The following is a 21,321-nucleotide window of genomic DNA, read 5'->3' on the forward strand; positions in this document are numbered from 1 at the left end:
GCGGCCCGGTTCCGCCGCCGGTCCGTCTCGCGCGCCCCCGTGGAACGGGTCGCTCTCACGCGCCCGTGGAGACCAGTTCCGCCGCTGGTCCGTTCACCGGCTGAGGGCTTCCGGTGAGGTCCATCGCGAAGAGCGGGACCCCCAGATCGTCCGCGCGGGACCGGGCGTCGTCGGCGTACCCCGCGAGCGAGAAGAAGACGGTCGACGCCGATGACGCCAGCCCGTTCAGCCAGAGACACTCGACATCGCGCAGGGTCGCGGGCCGGGTCGAGGGATCGACCTGGGCGATCAGCCCGGGGCCGCGCAGATCGACGGCGGCGGATGCGTTCCCCGAGTGCCGGAGGTCTTCGGGCCGGGCGCCTGGGGGAGGGGACACCTGCTGGACGACATCGGGGAAGCCCAGCCACCGCAGATAGAGCTCGGCCACCGCCACGGCGTCGCGCACCGTCCTTATGGCGACCGGCCGGAACGAGGGACGTGGGGCGCCCGCCGTGCGCGGCAGCGGAATATGCGACGGCGGGGGCTGGAGCGGCGGCCCTGCCGGCGGACTGTCCGGCGAGGTCCCCGTCCACTCGGCCGGCGGGATTCCGGTCGTCCAGTCGGTCGGCGCGATCCCCGTCCAGCCGGAGGGCGGGAGAGCGGCCGGGGCGTCCGCCGGGTCCGCGGGTTCCACACCCCAGGAACCACCCGTGCCGCGGAAGCCTTCATGGTTCGGCCCGTCCGGCCCGTGTCGGGCGTCCGCCGGACGGACCGGCAGCCGTAGCAGCGTCCCGCACGGGCAGCCCAGCTCCGGCTGCGGCCAGTGGTCCCGGCGTCCGCACTCCAGGCAGCGCACCCGCACCCAGTCCTCGTCCCAGGTACGGCTGACGACCCGCTCCGGTTCCACGCCGTGCAGCAGCGGCGGGGAGAGCGGGGCCCCACAAGGGCAGGGGTAGACCGGCGACACGAAGAGATGGTCGCGCAGACAGGACGGACACCGCACCGGCACGCCATCGGTCATGGCCCGCCCACCCCCAAGTCGCCAGGTACCACGCCGTCCATCGTCCACCAACGCCGCCGGCGGAGCGAGCGAGTTCGGCTCACTGCTCCTCCCCGTCTCACCGGGCCGCGCGCGCCATGGCCGGGAGCCAGTCGAAGGCCCCCGGGCCCGTATGGTCGCCCGCCGTGTACTCCAGGCCGACCCGGCCCGTGTAACCGGCCTGCGTCAGCTCGTCCAGCAGCCGCTCCAGCGGAACCGTTCCGGTGCCGGGGGCGCCACGGCCCGGGGCGTCGGCGATCTGGACATGACCGGTTCTGCTCGCGTACGCCCTGATGTCGGCGCTGAGGTCCGCCCCGTTCATCGACAGATGGTAGAGATCGAGCAGAAAAGCGGCGTTGCCGAGGCCGGTGGCCGTGTTCACCCGGTCGACGACCTCGACCGCCGCCTCGGCGCTCAGCAGCGGATAGCGCGGGGACTCCACCTTGTTGAGGGCCTCGATCAGCAGGGTCGCCCCGACGCGGTCGGCCGCGCGGGCGGCGAGCGCCAGATTCTCCAGGGCGAGCGCGTCCTGTGTCCGGGGGTCGACCCCGTCGACCCGGTTGCCGTAGAGCGCGTTGAGCGCGGTGCAGCCCACCGAGGCGGCGAAGTCCGCGACCACCTCGACATTGGCGCGGAACCGGTCGGACTCCGCGCCCGGCAGCGACAGCGCTCCCCGGTCCGGGCCCGGGAGCCGTCCGGAGTAGAAGTTGAGCCCCACCAGCCGGGTGCCCGCGCTGTCGAGCGCCGTTCTGAGGGCGTCGAGTCCGGCCCGCTCCGGGGTCGGGGCGTCGATCCAGGGCCACCACATCTCGACCTCGGTGAAACCTGCCGCCGCGGCGGCGGCCGGGCGGTCGAGCAGCGGGAGTTCGGTGAAGAGGATCGATATGTTCACATCGAAGCGCTGGTCGGCATACCCCATGAGGGCCTTTCGCCCCTTCCGTACAGCGGACATTCCATTCTGCCCAACGGGAGACTGAGGGCGGCCGAGGGGCCCTGTCAAGGGGACGTCCCTATTCCGCTCCTGCCGCGTTAGGTTGTGCCCGTGCGATTGAGAGTGGAGTTCACGACCGAGCCCTTCGACCTCGACGAGGCCCCGGCCCATGCGGTGGTCGCCCGCGAGGTGATAGAGGGGGCCGGGCTGGACGCCGTGGACGTCGGGCCGTTCGGCAATACGGCGGAGGGCGGCGCGGACGCCGTCATCGCCGCCGTCGGCGCACTGCTGCGCCGTGGTCTGGAGGCCGGTGCGACCAGAGTCTCCCTCCAGGTCAACGTGGTGGACGGGGAGGCGCGATGACCCGCTCGCCCGGGGGCTCCCCGGACGAGCATCCCCTGGCCCTCGCGGTACGGCCGCTGGCCGACGCGCTGGGGGCCGAGATCATCGCCCCCGGGCAGGCGGGACCCGACGACGTGGTGCTCGCCTGGGAGGGCGAGAACGTCATCGCCGTACGGCTCCCGCAGCTCTCCGAATCGCTGGATCGCATACTCGCCGCGCTGGAGCGCAGCCATGGCATGCCCCTGTCCGAACTGGACCGCAAGACCAAACAATCGGTCGTACGGAATCTGGAGGCGCGGGGAGCCTTCTCCGTACGGCATGGGGTGGAGACGGTCGCGAGTGCGCTCGGAGTCAGCCGCTTCACCGTCTACAACTATCTGAACAGGGAGAACGCGGCCCGAGGCGGCTGATCCGGTGCGCACCGGCGGGCCGGGGGTGCGCCCGGCGGGCCGCGGGGCCGCTGGACCCCGGCGCCGCCCGGGCGGCGGGATTCCCTCCCGCCGACTTTCAACAAAGTGTTGACGTTGGGTTGTCGGGGGCGTTAGCTATGCGCATCCCGTTCGACTTCCCGTTCGACGTCTCGTTCGACGCACAGCGAAACAGCCACGGAGGCTCCTGTGAGTCCGAGTTCACCGTGCCCTTCGGGAGAGTTCTCCGGGGGAGAGACCCCCGGGACCTTCGCGAGCCTCTCCCGCTTCAACTCCTCGGCGGAGGCCGACGCCCTCGCCGCACTCCGCGAGGTGTGCGCCAGCTCGGCCTGGGCCGGACGGCTGCTCGCCGGACGCCCCTACGCCGACACCCCGTCCCTCCTCGCCGCGAGCGACACCGCCACGGCGGAGCTGACGGCGGACGATCTCGCCGAGGCGATGTCCGCCCATCCGCCGATCGGCCGTCCCGCGCCGCCGGGCGCCGCCTCCGCCCGCGAACAGAGCGGGATGACCGAGGCGTCCGACGCCCTCAGAGCCGAGATGCACCGGCTGAATCTCGCGTATCAGCGCCGCTTCGGCCATGTCTTCCTCATCTGCGCCACCGGTTTGACCGGTGAACAGATGCGTGACGCGGTACGGGAACGGATCGGCAACCCGCCCGCACGGGAACGGGAGATCGTCCGCACCCAGCTGGGCGGAATCAACCGGATCCGGCTCACCCGGCTCGTAGCGGACGCATGAAGCCCACGAGTCCCGAGGAAGAGAGCCCTTGAGCACGGAAACCACCGCAACCACCGCGTCGGTCTCCACCCATGTCCTCGACACCAGCATCGGACGGCCCGCCGAGGGCGTCCCCGTCACCCTCTCTGCCCGTAGCGGTCCAGAGGCCGAATGGGTCGTGCTCGGCGCGTCGTCGACCGGCCCGGACGGGCGCTGCGCGGACCTCCCGGAACCGCCGGAGGGCACCGCCCAGGTACGTCTCGTCTTCCGGACCGAGGCGTACGTCGCACCGGACCCGCGACCGGCCACCGAGGCCCGACCGGCCGCCCCCCGCGAAAGCGGCGGCGGCGGCGCGTTCTTCCCGGAGGTGGCGGTCGCCTTCGCCGTGGCAGCGGGCGAGCACTATCACGTGCCGCTGCTGCTCAACCCGTTCGGCTACTCCGTATACCGAGGGAGCTAGCAGACCCCATGCCCACGATTCTCGGACAGAACCAGTACGGCAAAGCGGAGAACCGCGTCGTCAGGATCACCCGGGACGGCGCCACGCATCACATCAAGGACCTCAATGTCTCGGTCGCCCTCTCCGGCGACATGGACGAGGTCCACTACTCCGGATCCAACGCCCATGTCCTGCCGACCGACACCGTGAAGAACACGGTGTTCGCGTTCGCCAAGAAGTACGGCATCGAATCGGCCGAACAGTTCGGCATCCATCTCGCCCGCCATTTCGTGACCTCGCAGGAGCCCATTCACCGCGCGCGCGTCCGTATCGAGGAATACTCCTGGGAACGCACCGGGAACACCGCCGGCGGCGCCGCCGAGCCGGGGCACTCCTTCGTGCGCAAGGGCCAGGAGACCCGGACCAGCGAGATCGGCTACGACGGGGAGCGCTGGCGGATCGTCTCCGGCCTCACGGGACTGACCGTGCTGAACTCGACGGACTCCGAATTCTGGGGCTATGTCAAGGACGACTACACCACCCTCGAAGAGGCGTACGACCGGATACTCGCCACCGATGTCTCCGCCCGATGGCGCCATCACTGGACCTCCGACGAGACTCCCATGCCCGATTGGGAGCGATCGTACGAGCAGGCGAGAGAGCATCTGCTCCAGGCATTCGCCGGCACCTATTCGCTCTCCCTCCAGCAGACCCTGTTCCAGATGGGCACACGGGTGATCGAGCACGGCGACGAGATAGCCGAGATCCGGCTCTCACTGCCGAACAACCATCACTTCCTGGTGGATCTCACCCCGTTCGGTCTCGACAACGACCACGAGGTCTATGCCGCGGCCGACCGCCCCTACGGTCTGATCGAGGCCACCGTTCTGCGGGACGGCGCGGAATCGCTGATCCCGGCAGAACCGGCCGAGCTCTGACCCCGGCGGGCCCCGGAGCCGACGGACGGCGACGATCCGGGGGTATGCACGGTACGGATCCGGGCCGGCCCCGGATCCGTACGGTCCCGGACGACGCCTGAGCACAGAAACGAGGACCCGCCATGGCGGCTTCGCGCATCGTCATCGAGAACTGCGCCATCGCGACCGTGGACGCCGACGACACCGAGTACGCGAGCGGTCATCTCGTCGTGGCGGACGACCGGATCGAGTCGATCGGCGCGGGGGCCGCTCCCGATGGTCTGGAGAACGTCGTCCGCCGCGTCGACGGAACCGGCTGTCTCGCCACCCCCGGCCTGGTCAACACCCATCACCACTTCTACCAGTGGATCACCCGTGGCCTCGCCGCCGACCACAACCTCTTCGACTGGCTGACAGCGCTCTACCCGACCTGGGCGCGGATCGACGAGAGCATGGTCCGGGCGGCGGCGCGCGGCTCCCTCGCAATGATGGCCCGGGGCGGGGTCACCACCTCGATGGACCACCACTATGTGTATCCCCGGGGCTCGGGGGATCTGTCCGGCGCGATCATCGGCGCGGCACGGGAGACGGGCGTACGCTTCACCCTCGCCCGGGGCTCCATGGACCGCGGGCGCTCGGACGGCGGACTGCCGCCGGACTTCGCGGTGGAGACCCTCGACGGGGCGCTCGCGGCCACCGAGGAGACCATCGACGCCCACCACGATCCGTCCCCCGACGCGATGACCCAGATCGCCGTCGCCCCCTGCTCCCCCTTCTCCGTATCCACCGGACTGCTCCGGGAGGGAGCCGAACTCGCCCGCCGCAAGGGTGTACGGCTCCATACGCACGGCTCGGAGACCGTGGAGGAGGAGCAGTTCTGCAAGGAGCTGTTCGGCATGGGACCGACCGACTACTTCGAGTCCACCGGCTGGCTCGGGCCCGATGTCTGGATGGCGCACTGCGTCCATATGAACGCCCCCGACATCGCCGCCTTCGCGCGCACCGGCACCGGGGTCGCCCACTGCCCGTCCTCCAACGCCCGGCTGGGGGCGGGCATCGCGCGGATCCCCGACCTGCTCAGGGCGGGCGTCGCGGTCGGCCTCGGGGTGGACGGCACCGCGTCCAACGAGTCGGGCGAACTCCACACCGAGCTGCGCAACGCCCTGCTCATCAACCGGCTCGGCGCCCATCGCGAGAGAGCGCTCACCGTCCGCCAGGCGCTGCGGCTGGGCACCTACGGCGGCGCTCAGGTGCTGGGGCGCGAGGGGCAGATCGGCTCGCTGGAGACCGGGAAGCTCGCCGATCTGGTGCTCTGGAAGCTGGACACGCTCGCGCACGCCTCCATCGCCGACCCGGTGGCCGCGCTCGTCCTCGGCGGGGCCGCTCCGGTGAGCCTCTCGCTCGTGGGCGGCCGGACCGTGGTCGAGGACAACCGGCTGACCACGGTGGACGAGGACGACATCGCCCGTACCACGCGGGACGAGGCACAGCGCTTGGCGCGGATCGCGGCGGACGGCTGACGGGCTGCCGGATTCGTGAACTCACGGACTGACGGGCTCATGGACTGACGGGCTCGTGAACTGACGCGCTGACAGGTTCGCGGGCCGGCCTGCTCGCGGACTGAAGGGCTCACCGGCCGGCCTGCTCGCGTACTCATGGGCCGGGCCTCGCACCGCCTTCTCTGACATCCATGTCCTCATCGCACGGGCAACCCATCGGAGGAACCGTCGTGGCGACAGACCCCAGGCCCGGCCCCGACACGGGCGTCGACACCGGACCCGACACCGACACCGGCCCTGGACCCGGTGAACGGACCGGCGCCGGCGCGGGCGATCCGGCCGGACACCGGCACCCCGTCGATCAGAGCCTCCCGCCCGTCAGACTCCTCGCAGGCGGGTTCCAGCATGTGGCCGCGATGTACGCGGGGGTGGTGGCCCCGCCCATGATCGTGGGGCCCGCCGTGGGCCTGAGCGCGCGGGACACCGCCTTTCTGATGGGGGCGAGCCTGTTCACCGCGGGCATCGCCACCCTGCTCCAGACGCTCGGCCTCTGGAAGATCGGCGCCCGGCTCCCCTTCGTCAACGGCGTCTCGTTCGCGGGCGTCACCCCCATGGTCGCCATCGGCAGGGACCGGGGCGCGGACGGGATCGCCGTCATCTTCGGCGCGATCATCGTCGCCGGTCTGCTGGGCCTGCTGCTCACCCCCTGGTTCTCGAAGCTCATACGCTTCTTCCCGCCCGTCGTCACGGGCACCGTGATCACCCTGATCGGTCTCTCGCTCCTGCCGGTCGCCTTCGGCTGGTCCCAGGGCGGCGACCCGGCCGCCGCCGGGTACGGCTCGATGAAGAACATCGGCATGGCCGCGCTCACCTTCGTGATCGTGCTCGCCCTGCGCGGGCTGCTGAGCGGCTTTCCACGGCAGATCGCCGTACTGCTCGGTCTCATCGCCGGCACGGTCATCGCGCTGCCGCTGGGCATGGCCGACCTCGACGCCGTCCGGGACGCGGACGCGATCGGAATCCCGACCCCGTTCCACTTCGGCGCACCGCAGTTCGAGACGGCCGCGATCGTCTCGATGTGCGTGGTGATGCTGGTCTGCATGACGGAGTCCACCGCCGACATGCTGGCCCTCGGAAAGATCGTGGACCGGCCCGCGGACCGGCGGACCATCGAAAGCGGACTGCGCGCCGACACCCTGGGCAGCGCCCTGAGCCCGCTGTTCAACGGATTCATGTGCAGCGCCTTCGCACAGAACGTCGGCCTGGTGGCGATGACGGGGGTCCGCAGCCGGTTCGTCGTCGCCGCGGGCGGCGGGATCCTGATGCTGCTGGGCCTCTTCCCGGTGGCGGCTTCGGTGATCGCGCTCGTACCGCTGCCGGTGCTCGGGGGCGCGGGCATCGTGCTCTTCGGCACGGTCGCCGCCAGCGGCGTCCAGACGCTGGCGACGGCGGCGCTGGAGAAGGGCGAGAACGGTCTGATCGTCGCCGCCTCGGTCGGCATAGGGCTGATACCGATCGCGGCGCCGCACTTCTACCAGGACTTCCCGAAGGACACGCTGGTCGTGCTGGACTCCGGCATCTCGACCGGATGCGTCGTGGCGATCGTGCTCAATCTCGCCTTCAACCATCTGAGGCGGGGGAACGATTCACCGGAGGTGACGAGGGCCTGACGGTCCGACGGCGCACGCGGCAGGGCGTGACCGAGGCCCGTGTTCGCCAGCCGGAGCCGCGTACGCCGAACAGCCCCGCAGAGCAGGTGAATCGGGCTGCCCCTCCGGGGCGAGTCCCCAGCGCCCGGCGGACGGCCGGGCGTTGTCAGACCCTCATGTCATGCTGCGGAGCATGGATCTTGAGCAGCTTTTCGCCGGCCTGGACAGCGTGCGATGGGGCGACGTCGACCATGCCTACGGCGAGGCGGACGATCTGCCCGGCATCATGCGCGCGCTCGCCGGAGACGAGCAGCAGGCGCGTGACGCGCTCGACGAGCTGTGGAGCAGCATCCTCCACCAGGGCACGGTGTACGCCGCGACCGCGGAGGCCGTGCCATTCCTCGCGCGGCTCGTCGCGGCGGGCGTGCACCCCGTCGAACTGCTGGTCCTCCTCGGCGGCATAGCGGAGAGCGAGGACGCGTACGGACTGCCCGAGCCCGGAGCGTGCCGCGCCGCCGTCGTGGACCAGCTGCCGCTGATACTGCCGCTGTTCGAGTCCGGGGACCCGGAGGTGCGCAGGGCCGCCGTCTGGGCGGCCGGGCGGGCCGGCTCCGTCTCCGTGCTGCCCGCGCTGCGCCGGGGCTGGCGGCGCGCGGAAGAGGCGCCCGGGGTGAGGGCGGAGCTGCTCGCCGCCCTCGCCCATCTCGACCCCGAGGGCACGGCGGCGACGGCGACGGCGGCCGTCTCGGCCGACGCGCCCGACCGGCTGCGCATGGTCGCGCTGCTGGTCTGCGTCGATCTGGGGCTGCCGTGGACGCCCGCGCACCAGGACGCGATGGTGTCGCTGCTGCCCGCCGGACCGCATGTCGTGGACCGCTTCGACCTCCAGCGCAATGAGCCGCTGCACTACACGGTGCACAGGCTGCTGCTGCGGGACACAGACCGGGACCGTTCGGCCGCCTACGACCTGATCGAGGCAGCGCTCCGGCTGCCCGGCGCCGAGGCGCGGGGCGAGGCCCTCTGGGCGGCCGAGCACGCCTGTCTGATCTCCCGCAGCGCCCCGGGGCGGCTGGCGGGCGCGCTGCTCTCCCTGCTGGCCGACCCGTCGTTCACGGATACCGCGTCGCTGCTGCCGGTCCTCGGCAAGCTCGGAGACCAGGCTGCCGGGGCGGCTCCCGCCCTGGCAGCGCTCGCCGCGATGGACGGCGAGCCGGCCGACCGGGCGCTCGAAGTGCTCGTCAGGGTCGCCCCTGAGCAGGCCGGTCCGCTGCTCGCCCGCGATCTGGGCCGGCGGGAGCGCACCATGCGCGCGGTGACCGGGCTCTCCGGGCTGCGTCCCGCACTGCCGCTGCCCTACGGCCCGGAGCTGGTCAACGCGATCCGCATCCGCTTGACCGAGATAGCCGGTTCCGACGAGCCCCGGGGCGGTGACGCGGCGGAGCTGGCCGTGCTGCTGCTCGGCTGGGGCCGCCAGGCGGCGGCAGCCCTGCCCGAAGTGACCGCTGTGTTCCAGCGGCACCCGGCCCGGGTCGCCCGTGCGCTCGCCGCGGTCTGCCCACCCGAGCACCGCGATGAGACGGCGGATCTGCTGCGCCGGGCCGCCGAGTCGGGTGACCCGGACGACCGGTACGAGGCGGCGGACGCGCTGCGCGCGCTCACCGGCGAGACCGGACCGCTGGTGAGCGTGCTCAAGGAGGTGCTGGCGGAGGGGGCCCGGCAGGAGCTGCCGCGAACGGCGGGGGAGCTCGGCTCCGATGGGCTGGTGCTCGTCCCCCATCTGCGGGCCGCGCTGACGCCGCAGGGGGACGGGCCGCGCAGCAACCCCGCGATGAACGCCGATGTGCAGACGGCGCTGGCGCTGTGGCGGCTGACGGGCGATGCGGCGGAGGCGGTGGCGGTGCTCGGGGGAGTGCTGGCGGAGGCGGCGGACGGGATGTGGACCCGCTGGCCCGTGGCCAACGCGGCCAGGGCGGCGGCCTGTATCGGCGCCGCCGGGGCGGCGCTGGCCCCGGCCCTCGGGCCGCTGCTCGACGACCCCGTCCAGGCCCCCGGCGCGGTGATCGCCCTGCGTTCCCTGGGACATGGTCTCGACGACGCCCGCGCGGCGGATCTGCTGCTCTCCTCCGCCGAGCGGAACGCGGAGTGGGCCACGGCCCTCGACGCCCTGGGCGCCCTGGGGCCGGGGGTGCTGACGCCGGAGGTGAGGGCCCGTCTGACCGCCCTCGCCGAGGGCGATCTGCGGGTGGTGGACTCGGGGCTGGAGCCGGAGATAGTCCCCCAGGACGAGCGGCTGCGCATACGGGCCCGGGAGCTGCTGGCGGCTGCCAAGGACTGAGCCTGCCGGAGGACGGGTCCTGAGCCGGAGGCGCGTCCGGCCGCCGGGACGCCGCCGAGGGCTGCGTCGGCGGACGGCCCCGAGCCCGGGGGACCGTCGGGCCGCCGTTCAACGCTCGGGGGCGCCGCCAAGGGCTGAGCCCGGGGGATCGGCTGCCGTTCAGCCGCCAGGGCGCCAGTCCGGCCGCCGGCCGTTGACCCCCACCACACGGTCGAGCAGCGACGCCCCGTCGGGGACCGGGACCACGGGGCCGAAGATCCCCTCCCGGGCGGCATCGGCCCCGTCGTCCCCGGTCGGCCGCATCAGTTCGTAGGACACCCGCAGACTCGCCTCATCGGGTGCGTAGGGCTGACCGGTGGCGCGGGCCAGGTCCCAGCCGTGGACGGTCAGCTCGTTCATCGCGATCCGGCCCGCGATCGCCGAGGGCAGGTCGACGCCTCCGGCCCGGGTCTCCCCGTCCCAGGCGCCGGGCCGCGCCCAGGCCGCGACCAGCTCTTCGAGCCGCCGGGGGAGCAGCTCCCGCCAGTCGTCCGGCAGCACCAGCGGGACGGCTCGGGGGTCGGTGTCGGTCGTCGGGCCGAGGTCCTTGCGCGCGGTGTCCCGGAAGGCGGCGACCAGCCCGACCAGATGGGCCAGCAGTTCCCGTACGGAGTAGTCGGAGCAGGGCGTCGGGTCCCCGAGCCGCTCGTCGCCGACGCCGCCGAGCAGCAGAGCGACACCGTCGGCGGCGGCCCGGAGATCGGGGTGGCCCGAAGCGCCCTGGCTCTCCGCTCCGCCCGGGGCGGTGGCGTCCGGTGCGGGGGTCTGAGAAGTGGGGTCCATACTCCGTAGACGGTACCGGGGCCGGGATCTCATCGCGAGGGAAGCGACCCCTGCCCGAGAGGGAAGACCGGTGGCGGTGGCCGCGCCCCGCGCCCTCGCGGCTCGTACCGGCCCCCGGAATCCCCCCCGCCGGGCTCACGTCATCTCATTCCACTTCCTTCAGACGGCCGGTCGCCACATCGAAAATGAATCCACGAATCGATTTCGTGTAAGGAATGGAAGGGGCGACTTCGATGCGGCGAATCGACTGGCGTACATCGTCCTCAAGGCGGGAGAATGCCTCCGGGGCCCAGCTGGGGCGAATGCCGGTCTCTTCTTCGATCTGACGTTTGAATTCATCGTCGGTGAAGGTGAGCATGCCGCAGTCCGTGTGATGGATCAGCATGATCTTCCGGGTGCCCAGCAGACGCTGGCTGATGGTCAGCGAGCGGATCGTGTCCTCGCTGACCACGCCGCCCGCGTTCCGGAGGACATGGGCGTCGCCCTCGCACAGCCCGAGCATCGCATAGACGTTCATGCGGGCGTCCATGCAGGTGACGATCGCAAGTCGCCGGTGCGGCGCGAGCGGGAGCGGTCCCGAGAAGGTCGCCGCGTACACCTCGTTGTTGGACACGTATTCATCGGTCGTGGACATGATCGCCTCTCTGTTCGGAAGCGGCCGAAGGCTGTTATGCGCCGCTCCTCGCAAAGTAACGAGCGGGAATTCGAACAGGAATGGGCCTGACCGGTATGCGCCAGAGCATGGCCGGAGCCCATGCCCCCCGCCGCTCGGACGACGACCGAGGTGCGGTCACGGCCCGCCTCTGTTCCGATGGAGCCCTGTCGCGGAAGAACGGACCCCGGCCCGGCGCCGGGGCGAGCCCATCCACCGGAGGCCCCGATGACCACGGCCGCCCCCGACCGGGCCCCCGACGAGCCCACGGGCGAGAGGCGCTTCACCTTCCCCAGCGCGCTGACCGTGCTGGTCATCGTCACCATCGCCGTCTGGGCGCTGACCTTCCTCATCCCGCCGGGCGTATACGACCGCGACGCCTCCGGCGCACCCATCGAGGGCACCTACCACCGGGTCGACAGCGGACAGAGCCTCACCGACCGCCTCAACGATCTCTTTCTCTCCCCGGTCAACGGGCTGTACGGCATCCAGGACCAGCGGTCCGGACTGGTCGGCCCTGATCTGGTCGGCGAGCTGTACGGAAGCGCGGGGGTCTTCCTCTTCGTGCTCGCCATCGGCGCCTTCATCACGGTCGTCTTCGCCACCGGGGCCCTGGACCGGGGCATCGCCCGGCTCGCCCACCGGCTGCGCCACCGGGGCGCACTGCTGATCGCCGGGGTGATGACGGTCTTCTCCGTGCTCGGCACGGTCGAGGGCTTCGCCGAGGAGACCCTCGGCTTCTACGGGCTGATCGTGCCGCTGATGCTCGCCCTCGGCTACGACCGCATGACAGCGACCGGCGCGATCATCCTCGGCGCGGGCATCGGGGTCCTCTGCTCCACCGTCAACCCGTTCGCCACCGGCGTCGCCTCATCCGCCGCGGACATCTCGCTCGGCGACGGCATCGCGCTGAGGTCGGTGATGTGGGTGGTGCTGACCGCCGTCACCATCGCCTATGTCACCCGCTACGCGCGGCGCGTGAGGGAGCGACCGGACCGCTCCCTCTCCGGCTTCCTCCCCGGCGACCGCGATCACACGGCGATCAGCGACGACATGGTCCCACCCGATCTGACCGGCCTCCATAAGACGGTGCTGATCGTCGTCACCCTGGTCTTCGCATTCATGATCTTCTCGGTCGTCCCCTGGGCCGGTGCTCTGACGGGCGACGCGGACGCCACGCCGTACGGCTTCGAACTCGGCTGGTCCTTCCCGCAGCTGGCGGCGATGTTCCTGGTCGCGGCGGTCCTGGTGGGCCTGGTCGCCCGTTTCGGCGAGCCACGGCTCAGCGCGACCGTGGTCCGGGGCGCGGCCGACTTCATCTCCCCGGCCCTGGTGATCGTGCTGGCTCGGGGCGTCACCGTGATCATGAATAACTCCCAGGTCACGGACACCGTTCTGCACTCCATCGAGGGGGTCGTGCGGGGCACCTCCTCGGGCCTCTTCGCCGTCATCGTCTTTCTCGTCAACCTCCCTCTGGCCTTTCTGATCCCCTCCACCTCGGGGCACGCCACGCTGGCGATGCCGATCCTCGCCCCGCTCGCGGACTTCGCGGGCGTCTCCCGCGCGGTGGCGGTGACCGCGTGGCAGTCGGCGAGCGGCCTGATGAATCTCTGGGTCCCCACCACGGCGGTCACCATCGGCGGGGTGGCGCTGGCGAAGGTGGGCTACGACAGATATCTCCGGTTCGTCTGGCCGCTGCTGGTGATTCTCGCGGTGCTCATCTGCGGGTTTCTGGTGACAGGCGCGGTACTGACCTGAGCCGCGGCGCCCCCCGGGCCGCGTCTTCGAAGCAGCGCCGTCCGCCGGACGGGGGAGTGAGGCAATCCGCGGTGAGGTCTTGTCTGCCGGGCGAGGACTGTGCCATATAGGTCTGGACCATTCTCGTCCGCTTGCGGAGGTCCCACCCGTGCAACGTCCCCCCACACTCATCGCGTTCCTCTGTCTGAGCGCGCTCGTCGTCACCGGCTGCGGAGGTGACGACAAGGACTCCAAGGCCCCCACGACCCCGTCCGGCGTCACCGTGCAGGCGGGCAGCGCCACTTCCGTCCACGTCATGTGGGAGCAGGCGTCCGACGACAAGGCCGTGACCGGTTACGAGGTGTTCCAGAAGGACGCCAAGGTCAAGACCGTGCCCGCGGCCAAGACCATGGTCGACGTCAACGGGCTGAAGCCCGAGACCGCGTACAGCTTCACCGTCCGGGCCCGTGACGCCGCGGGCAATCTGTCCAAGCCCAGCGCGGCGATATCCGTCACCACCCCCGCCCCCACCCCCGAGGACGCCAAGGCCCCCACCCGGCCCACGGGGCTGCGGGGCGAGCTGGACGGAAAGCGGGCCGTCAGCCTGCGCTGGCGGCCCGCCGCCGACAACACCGCGGTGACCTCGTACGACATCTACCAGGAGGACTCCCGTATCCACAGTGTGTCCGGCACCGAGACCAGCGCCCGGGTCACCGGTCTGCGGCCCGGCACGGTCTATACCTTCACGATCCGGGCCCGTGACGCGGCCGAGAACTCCTCGCCCGACAGCAACGCCGTGGATCTGACCACCGCCGCCGCGCCCGGCGAGGGCCCGAACACCGCCCCCACCGATCTGAAGGCCGCTGTCCGCAAGGGCAGCGTCGAACTGAGCTGGCTCCCCCCGGAGGCCGACGGCCCCATCGAGTCGCATGAGCTGTATCTCGACGGCAAGCCCGCCACGACCATCGTCTGGGGCGCGATGCCGACCGGGAAGAGGGCGACGTACACGATGACCGTCACCGATCCGCCCGGCACCCGCTACAGCGTCAAACTGCGGGCCAAGCTCCCGGACGGCAAATGGGGCGACTTCTCCGCCCAGCGCACGGTCGTTCTCCGCTAGGGAGTGTCTTCAAAGTAGCGTCGTCCGCCCGGATGGGGGTCCCCCCGGGCGAAGCCCAGGGGGAGGGTCTGGCGGGGTCTGGTGCGTGCGATCGCAAGGCGGAGGAAGGAGCCACTGCGGTGGGGGCACCTCCCGTGCCGCTAGGCACAGGGGGCCATTGGCGACTGACGCCAACGCTGGGGGTCCCTCCCGTGCCCGCAGGGCTACGGGGGAGAGCGTGCGTGCCAGGGCACGGCAGACAGACGGGACTTTGAAGACACGACCTAGGGCACGTCGTCACAGGCCCCGCCCGCAGGTCGGGGCCTGTGACGGAGGCTCACTTCCGCAGTCGCTTCCCGCCGAACGCCCCGGCCGCGTCGGCCCGCTGCCACCAGGCGTCCAGCGCCGGTCCGTCCAGCGACTGCCAGTCCGGTGTCGCCTCGACCAGCGCATGGCCGAGGCGGCGGCCCAGCTCGACCATGGTGCGGCCCATCGCGGCCCGCGAACTCTCGTAGGCGCGCAGCCCCTCCCGCAGATCCGGAGCGGCGGTCAGCGCCGATTCCAGCAGGGTGGCGTCCTGGAGGGCCTTGACCGCCCCCGCGCCCGTGTGAGGGCGCGCGACCGTGGCCGCGTCGCCCACCAGGGCGAGCCGACTGGTGACCCCGGGGGAGGCGGTGAAGTCGTACATCGGCTGGACGAAGAGCTCGTCCGGGCCGGTCAGCCCCACCAGAGCGGCCCAGAACGGCGGCAGCCGGTCCCCGGCCAGCTCCGTCAGATGGCGGTGCAGCGCATCGCTCAGGGTCCCGGGCGGCAGGCTCGTCGGCATGTCGAGGGAGATGTCGAGCCCGGGCGGCGGGGCGGTGTACAGCACCCAGTTGACCCGGTGGCCGCCCTGGGCGTCGGGGATGCGGTAGATCACCGCATGGCCGCCGTCGAAGGCGACATACGCCGTGACCGTCTTCTCCCACCGCCCCGGATCGGCCAGCCTGCTCTCCGGGTAGGCCCCGCGCCAGGCCAGATAGCCCGCGTAGGCGGGCCGTACATCGGGGCAGACCGTGTTCCGGACCACCGAGCGATAGCCGTCCGCGCCGATCACCAGGTCATAGCGGTCGGAGCCCGAAGGGACTCCCGCTCCGGCGGGCCCGGCCGTCCGGACCTCGGCTCCGGTCGCCGACTCGACGACGGATTCCACCGTCGTACCCGACCGGAATTCGACCGAATCCGGTACCCGGCCGCGCAGTTCACGCCAGAGTGAACCCCAGTTGTACGCACGGAAGGGGAACGTCTCCCCCCGGATCACCCGTCCCAGCGGATCGGCGCCGTCCCTGACGTACCAGCGGCGCTCGGATATCCGTACGCACGGCATCGCCGCGTCCAGATAGCCCGCGCTCTCCAGCTCCGCGTAGCGCTCGCTGTGGACGGCGACGCCCACGCCCCGCTCGGCGAGATCGCCCGCCGCGCGCTCATGGACGACGATGTCCCCGTACCCCGCGCGGTGCACGGCGAGCGCCGCCGCACAGCCTGCGATACTGCCGCCCACGACGGCCACCCGCACTCCGCTCATGGGCGCATCATGACAGCACCGGACGCCCGGGACCCGGTGATCGCGGGGATGCGATGGCGTGAATCAGCCCGTCAGCCGCTCATATGCGGACAGGGTCAGAAAGTCCTCGTATGTCTCGTCGAGGGCCACCTTCAGCAGCAGATCGTGCGCCTCCCGCCAGCTGCCCGCCGCGAAGGCGGCATCGCCCAGCTCGGCGCGGACGGCGTCGAGTTCGTCCGCGGCCACCCGCCGGACGAGTTCCGCGGTGGCGCGCTCGCCGTTCTCGAAGACCACGCCGGCGTTGATCCACTGCCAGATCTGGGAGCGGGAGATCTCGGCGGTGGCCGCGTCCTCCATCAGATCGAAGATCGCTACCGCGCCCACCCCGCGCAGCCACGCCTCGATATAGCGGACGCCCACCTGGACGGCGTTGCGCAGACCGCCGTACGTCGGTGCGGCGTCGAGCGAGTCGACGGCGATCAGATCGCCGGCCGCGACCTCGACGTCCTCGCGCAGCCGGTCCTTCTGATGGGGGCGCTCGCCGAGGATGGCGTCGAAGGAGGCCATGGCCACCGGGACCAGATCCGGGTGCGCCACCCAGGAGCCGTCGAAACCGTCGGCGGCCTCGCGGTCCTTGTCCGCCCGCACCTTCTCGAACGCGACCCGGTTGACCTCGGGGTCGCGGCGGGAGGGGATGAAGGCCGCCATGCCGCCGATCGCGTGCGCGCCGCGCTTATGACAGGTGCGGACCAGGAGTTCGGTGTAGGCGCGCATGAACGGGGCGGTCATCGTGACCGCGTTGCGATCCGGGAGCACGAACCTCTCCCCGCCGTCCCGGAAGTTCTTGACGATGGAGAAGAGATAGTCCCAGCGGCCCGCGTTCAGTCCGGAGGCGTGCTCGCGCAGCTCGTAGAGGATCTCCTCCATCTCGTAGGCGGCGGTGATCGTCTCGATCAGCACCGTCGCGCGGATCGTGCCCCGGGGGATCCCGATGTACTCCTGGGCGAAGAGGAAGACATCGTTCCAGAGCCGGGCCTCGTGATACGACTCCGTCTTCGGCAGATAGAAGTACGGCCCCTTGCCCAGGTCGATCAGCCGCTGGGCGTTGTGGAAGAAGTAGAGGCCGAAGTCGGCCAGCGCGCCGGGGACCGCGCTGCCGTCGGCGGCCCGCAGATGACGTTCGCTCAGATGCCAGCCGCGCGGGCGCATCACGACCGTGGCCAGCTCTCCGTCCGGCTTCAGGGCGTACGACTTTCCGGTGCGCTCATCGGCGAAGTCGATGCGGCGGCGGAAGGCGTCGATCATATTGAGCTGACCGGTGACCACATTCGCCCAGGTGGGAGCGGAGGCGTCCTCGAAGTCGGCGAGCCAGACCCGGGCGCCGGAGTTCAGCGCGTTGACGGTCATCCTGCGGTCGGCGGGGCCGGTGATCTCGACCCTGCGGTCTTCGAGGGCCTTCGGCGCGGGGGCGACCCGCCAGGAGTCGTCGGCGCGGATCGCCGCGGTCTCCCGGGGGAAGTCCAGGGCGCAGGTGCGGGCGATCTCGGCGCGGCGCTCGGCCCGGCGCGCGAGCAGCTTGTCGCGGCGGGGGGTGAAACGCCGGTGCAGCTCGGCGACGAAGGCGAGGGCCGCGTCCGAGAGGACCTCCTCCTGCCGGGGCAGCGGGTCTGCTGCGACGATGGCCAGCGGGGACGGCGCCGGTGCGGACATGGGCGGTCACTTCCTTCAGCGGGCGTGGTGGGGATGCGTGCGGCGTACGGCGTGCGGGCATCTGCGCGGAGGGCTGAGGGGCCGAGAGTTTCTGATCGGTGGATAGTAGTTTCCTCATCGTGGAAGTACAAGACGGGTCGGCCCCGAGGTACTCCGGCCCGGCGGCCCTCTCCGCGACCGTCTTCCGGGCCATTAGGGCCGTTGGGGCCGTTACTCAAGGCGGTCGAGGTCGTCGGCCGTGTCGATGTCATAGGGCTCGGCGATGTCCCCGCACTCGACCAGCACCAGCGACGCCCGGTGCGCCGCCAGATAGCGGCGGGCCCCCCGGTCGCCCTCCGCCCCGGCCGCCACGCCCCGCCAGCGGTGCGCGCCGAGGAGTACGGGATGGCCGCGCTCACCCGCGTACGCCGCCGCCGCCAGCGTGTCCCGCGAGCCGTACGCGGAACGGACCCGGGCCACCGCCGGCGCCCCGACGCCCGGCTGATCCACCAGGCACACCAGCGCCGCGTCCGCCCCCGTGTCGGCGAGGGAGGCGAGACCCGCCCGGAGCGAGGAGCCCATGCCTTCGCGCCACCGCGGGTTGGCGACCACCGTGCAGCCGCCGAGCTCCGCCTCGGCGCGCACCTGCTCCGCCGCCGCGCCCAGCACCACATGCACCGGGTCGCAGCCGCCCTCGCGCAGGGCCTGTACGGCGTGTTCGGCCAGCGGGCGGCCCCGGTGGCGGAGCAGCGCCTTCGGCAGCCCGCCGAGCCGCCGCCCGCCGCCCGCGGCGAGCAGCAGCCCGGCGACGACAGGGTGCCTGGTCGGCACGGGGCCTCGCGTCGGGGTTGGCGGCGGGGGCGCTGATGGGGGTGTCATGGGGACTGCCTATCCCATCCACGGTACGGAGGTCACGGACGCGGTACGGAGGTACGGACGTGGTGCAGACGCGGTACGGAGATCCCGCGCCGGGCGGCGACCGGAAAGAGACCTTGACATTCGCGTCCTGAATTCGGTCCACGGAGTGGCGCGTAACGTACCTCATGGCGTTAACTTGCCCGCAACTCTGGGTGGTTGGCCGTCGACTGACGGTCGTGCGGACCGGTCCGGGGTGTGTGCGAGGGGGAGAACTTTGTTGCGGAGCGTGGGGCAGGCGCCGGTGACAGGGAGTGGGAAGGATCCGAGGGCGAGCGCGCTGGGAGCGGCGGTCTCCCGGCTCCGACGTGAACTGGCCGGAAACCCCGGCCGGTTCCCCGACCGGGACATCGCCGAGGACGAATTGGCCGTACTGGCCGCGATGGCGCAGGGCGGACAGTCCGACATCCAGCGGATGCGGCGCTCGCTGCTGCTGATCGCGGGCGCGATCGGGTCGGTGAGCGCACTCGGACCGGCTCTGATGCAGGTGCGTCACGCGGTCGACCTCTTCGGGCAGTCGCCTGGTCCGGTCCGGTAGTCCGTTCGCTCCGTCCGTCCGGACTCCTCCAGGAGTCCGGACGGGCTGTCTTGTACCGCAGCGGTGGCACGTCCGTCGCTGCGGTCTTAATTTAGGGAGGAAAGCCTCAAAACGACCATCGAGCTCTCAGAGGAAGTCGATATGGCCGACAAGCCGGCAATCGTTCTGGTGCATGGGTTCTGGGGAGGCGCGGCCCACTGGGGCAAGGTCATCCTCGAACTGAGGAACCGGGGCTACGGTTCTCTGCACGCTGTGGAGATGCCCCTGGCCTCGCTGGCCGAGGACGCCGAGCGCACCCGGAAGATGGTGAAGCAGATCAGCGGGCCCGTCGTCCTGGTGGGCCACTCCTATGGCGGCGCGGTCATCACCGAGATGGGCGATCTGCCCAATGTGACCGGGCTGGTCTACGTCGCCGCCTTCGCGCCCGACGCGGGGGAGAGCCCGGGGCAGATCAGCCAGGAGTATCCGCCCGAGGCGTTCGAGAACATCGTCCCCGACTCCGACGGCTATCTCTGGGTCGAGCAGAGCAAATACCACTGGAGCTTCTGCGCGGATCTGAGCGAGGACGAGGCGTTCGTCCTGGCGGTCACCCAGAAGGCCCCGCTCGCCTCGACCTTCGGCGACAACGTCACCGTACCGGCCTGGCAGAAGAAGCCCGTCTGGTATCAGGTGTCGACCGCCGACCGCATGATCAACCCGGACAACGAACGCCGGATGGCGAAGCGGATGTCCCCGCGGAAGATCATCGAGCTGGAGGCCAGCCATGCGTCGCTGGCGTCGCAGCCGCAGGCCGTGACCGATCTGATCGAGGAGGCGGTGTCCGGGGCCTGAGGGCCGGACCGGACCGGACCGTACGCCGCCGGGGTCCGAGCCGAGCCTCCGGTGCCGTACAACGACGGGAGGCCGGGCTCCGGGCCCGGTCTCCATGCCATGCGCCCCGTGCACGCGCCCTGGGCCCCGTAGTCCGGGGCTCATGCGCAACGCCCCGTGGCCCGGGCTCCGTTATCCGTCAGCGGACGCCTCAGCGCCTCAGCCGCTCGCCGCCGGGCCCGTGCTGCGCAGCGCCTGCGAGAGCTCCCGCGCCACCTCCTGGAGCACCGGCACGATCCTCCTGACGGCCGTCTCCGTCACCCGGCCCGCCGGTCCCGAGATCGAGATAGCCGCCGTGGTCGGTGAGTCGGGCACCGGGACGGCGAGGCAGCGCACCCCGATCTCCTGCTCGTTGTCGTCCACCGCGTACCCCTGGCGGCGCACCTGCTCCAGCGCGGCGAGGAAGCCCTCGGGCGTGGTGATCGTCTTTTCGGTGGCCGCGGGCATCCCGGTCCGCGCCAGCAGCGCCCGTACCTCGTCGGGCGCAGAGCCCGCGAGCAGCGCCTTGCCGACCCCCGTGGAGTGCGGCAGCACCCGCCGTCCGACCTCGGTGAACATCCGCATCGAGTGCTTGGACGGCACCTGGGCCACATAGACGATCTCGTCCCCGTCGAGCAGCGCCATGTTCGCCGTCTCGCCGGTCTCCTCGACCAGCCGGGCGAGATGGGGGCGGGCCCAGGTGCCGAGCAGCCGGGAGGCCGACTCGCCCAGCCGGATCAGCCGAGGCCCCAGCGCATAGCGGCGGTTCGGCTGCTGGCGTACATAGCCGCAGGTCACCAGGGTGCGCATCAGCCGGTGGATGGTGGGCAGCGGCAGTCCGCTGCTGGCGGAGAGCTCGCTCAGCCCCACCTCGCCGCCCGCGTCGGCCATTCTTTCGAGCAGATCGAAGGCGCGCTCAAGGGACTGCACACCACCGCTGTTCGCGGTCTTGGCTGCGTCGGAGGTGCTGGCGCTGGACGTCGGCACGGGTGGCGGTCCTTTCGGGCGGACGGGCAAGTGAGCAGCCTACCGGGCGGCCGTATCCGTCACCTTGCGGTCCGTAAGGCGTCCGCACCTTGCGGTCCGTAAGGTGTCCGCGCCGGTCAGATGGTGTTCGCCCGGGTACGGGCGGTCGTCCGGGATCGTCTGGGATCGTCCGCCGGTGCTCTTCGGACCCCTATCGGCCTTCTGTGCTGCGA

The 21,321-nt window shown here is 71.4% G+C and carries 20 protein-coding genes; 12 read left to right on the plus strand and 8 right to left on the minus strand.

Annotated elements, in window-relative coordinates:
• Positions 1 to 55: 55 nt before the first annotated feature.
• Both FF041_RS21195 and FF041_RS21200 read right to left on the minus strand, forming a co-directional pair.
• Complete coding sequence (locus tag FF041_RS21195; RefSeq protein WP_153524234.1) at positions 56 to 1,000, minus strand: hypothetical protein; 945 nt, start codon at positions 998 to 1,000, stop codon at positions 56 to 58.
• 97 nt (positions 1,001 to 1,097) lie between these two features.
• Positions 1,098 to 1,937 carry a TIM barrel protein gene (locus tag FF041_RS21200; RefSeq protein ID WP_153524235.1) on the minus strand — a complete coding sequence of 280 codons (840 nt, stop codon included), beginning with the start codon at positions 1,935 to 1,937 and terminating at the stop codon, positions 1,098 to 1,100.
• A gap of 123 nt (positions 1,938 to 2,060) precedes the next feature.
• On the opposite strand from FF041_RS21200, the gene FF041_RS21205 reads away from it, so the two are divergent.
• The 8 genes from FF041_RS21205 (at position 2,061) to FF041_RS40095 (ending at position 10,278) form a co-directional block, all read left to right on the plus strand.
• The gene (locus tag FF041_RS21205) at positions 2,061 to 2,312 is read left to right on the plus strand and encodes a hypothetical protein (RefSeq protein ID WP_323392311.1); all 252 of its coding nucleotides are present in this window, start codon (positions 2,061 to 2,063) and stop codon (positions 2,310 to 2,312) included.
• On the plus strand, positions 2,309 to 2,701 hold the full coding sequence (locus tag FF041_RS21210; RefSeq protein WP_153524236.1) for a helix-turn-helix domain-containing protein: 393 nt from the start codon (positions 2,309 to 2,311) through the stop codon (positions 2,699 to 2,701). The genes FF041_RS21205 and FF041_RS21210 overlap by 4 nt, the downstream gene beginning before the upstream one ends.
• Before the next feature lie 207 nt (positions 2,702 to 2,908).
• Positions 2,909 to 3,460: a 2-oxo-4-hydroxy-4-carboxy-5-ureidoimidazoline decarboxylase gene (gene uraD / locus FF041_RS21215; protein WP_323392312.1), complete on the plus strand. Its 552-nt coding sequence runs from the start codon at positions 2,909 to 2,911 to the stop codon at positions 3,458 to 3,460.
• A 28-nt stretch (positions 3,461 to 3,488) separates the two neighbouring features.
• Entirely contained in the window at positions 3,489 to 3,899 is a 411-nt protein-coding gene (gene uraH / locus FF041_RS21220) for a hydroxyisourate hydrolase (protein ID WP_153524237.1), read from the plus strand.
• Between the two features lie 8 nt (positions 3,900 to 3,907).
• Positions 3,908 to 4,816 (plus strand): factor-independent urate hydroxylase, encoded by a 909-nt coding sequence (gene pucL / locus FF041_RS21225; RefSeq protein WP_153524238.1) that lies wholly within the window; start codon positions 3,908 to 3,910, stop codon positions 4,814 to 4,816.
• Between the two features lie 122 nt (positions 4,817 to 4,938).
• On the plus strand, positions 4,939 to 6,315 hold the full coding sequence (locus FF041_RS21230; RefSeq protein WP_153524239.1) for an 8-oxoguanine deaminase: 1,377 nt from the start codon (positions 4,939 to 4,941) through the stop codon (positions 6,313 to 6,315).
• 209 nt (positions 6,316 to 6,524) lie between these two features.
• Positions 6,525 to 7,964: a nucleobase:cation symporter-2 family protein gene (locus FF041_RS21235; protein WP_323392315.1), complete on the plus strand. Its 1,440-nt coding sequence runs from the start codon at positions 6,525 to 6,527 to the stop codon at positions 7,962 to 7,964.
• 160 nt (positions 7,965 to 8,124) lie between these two features.
• Positions 8,125 to 10,278, plus strand: coding sequence for a HEAT repeat domain-containing protein (locus FF041_RS40095; protein ID WP_267133210.1), 2,154 nt, complete (start codon positions 8,125 to 8,127; stop codon positions 10,276 to 10,278).
• Between the two features lie 159 nt (positions 10,279 to 10,437).
• Here the strand turns inward: FF041_RS40095 and FF041_RS21245 are convergent, their stop codons facing one another.
• Together FF041_RS21245 and FF041_RS21250 are read right to left on the minus strand one after the other, a co-directional pair.
• Positions 10,438 to 11,100, minus strand: coding sequence for a TIGR03086 family metal-binding protein (locus tag FF041_RS21245; protein ID WP_153524241.1), 663 nt, complete (start codon positions 11,098 to 11,100; stop codon positions 10,438 to 10,440).
• A 145-nt stretch (positions 11,101 to 11,245) separates the two neighbouring features.
• The gene (locus FF041_RS21250) at positions 11,246 to 11,734 is read right to left on the minus strand and encodes a beta-class carbonic anhydrase (protein ID WP_153482600.1); all 489 of its coding nucleotides are present in this window, start codon (positions 11,732 to 11,734) and stop codon (positions 11,246 to 11,248) included.
• 246 nt (positions 11,735 to 11,980) lie between these two features.
• Here FF041_RS21250 and FF041_RS21255 point away from each other — a divergent pair, with 246 nt between their 5' ends.
• Together FF041_RS21255 and FF041_RS21260 are read left to right on the plus strand one after the other, a co-directional pair.
• Positions 11,981 to 13,510 carry a YfcC family protein gene (locus tag FF041_RS21255; protein WP_153524242.1) on the plus strand — a complete coding sequence of 510 codons (1,530 nt, stop codon included), beginning with the start codon at positions 11,981 to 11,983 and terminating at the stop codon, positions 13,508 to 13,510.
• Positions 13,511 to 13,658: 148 nt separating this feature from the next.
• Positions 13,659 to 14,609, plus strand: coding sequence for a fibronectin type III domain-containing protein (locus FF041_RS21260; protein ID WP_323392318.1), 951 nt, complete (start codon positions 13,659 to 13,661; stop codon positions 14,607 to 14,609).
• A gap of 316 nt (positions 14,610 to 14,925) precedes the next feature.
• On the opposite strand, the gene FF041_RS21265 is transcribed toward FF041_RS21260, so the two are convergent.
• The 3 genes from FF041_RS21265 to FF041_RS21275 form a co-directional block, all read right to left on the minus strand.
• Entirely contained in the window at positions 14,926 to 16,152 is a 1,227-nt protein-coding gene (locus FF041_RS21265; protein WP_153524243.1) for an FAD binding domain-containing protein, read from the minus strand.
• Between the two features lie 63 nt (positions 16,153 to 16,215).
• The gene (gene aceB, locus FF041_RS21270) at positions 16,216 to 17,841 is read right to left on the minus strand and encodes a malate synthase A (protein ID WP_153524244.1); all 1,626 of its coding nucleotides are present in this window, start codon (positions 17,839 to 17,841) and stop codon (positions 16,216 to 16,218) included.
• Positions 17,842 to 18,051: 210 nt separating this feature from the next.
• A complete protein-coding gene (locus tag FF041_RS21275) occupies positions 18,052 to 18,699 on the minus strand; it encodes a nucleotidyltransferase family protein (protein WP_153524245.1) in 648 nt (215 codons plus the stop codon).
• 253 nt (positions 18,700 to 18,952) lie between these two features.
• On the opposite strand from FF041_RS21275, the gene FF041_RS21280 reads away from it, so the two are divergent.
• Together FF041_RS21280 and FF041_RS21285 are read left to right on the plus strand one after the other, a co-directional pair.
• Positions 18,953 to 19,273 (plus strand): DUF5955 family protein, encoded by a 321-nt coding sequence (locus FF041_RS21280; protein WP_153524246.1) that lies wholly within the window; start codon positions 18,953 to 18,955, stop codon positions 19,271 to 19,273.
• A 141-nt stretch (positions 19,274 to 19,414) separates the two neighbouring features.
• The gene (locus FF041_RS21285; RefSeq protein ID WP_153524247.1) at positions 19,415 to 20,104 is read left to right on the plus strand and encodes an alpha/beta hydrolase; all 690 of its coding nucleotides are present in this window, start codon (positions 19,415 to 19,417) and stop codon (positions 20,102 to 20,104) included.
• A gap of 198 nt (positions 20,105 to 20,302) precedes the next feature.
• On the opposite strand, the gene FF041_RS21290 is transcribed toward FF041_RS21285, so the two are convergent.
• On the minus strand, positions 20,303 to 21,109 hold the full coding sequence (locus FF041_RS21290; RefSeq protein ID WP_323392322.1) for an IclR family transcriptional regulator: 807 nt from the start codon (positions 21,107 to 21,109) through the stop codon (positions 20,303 to 20,305).
• Positions 21,110 to 21,321 lie beyond the last annotated feature (212 nt).

It is taken from the genome of Streptomyces jumonjinensis (genome assembly GCF_009600885.1).
Lineage (GTDB): Bacteria > Actinomycetota > Actinomycetes > Streptomycetales > Streptomycetaceae > Streptomyces > Streptomyces jumonjinensis.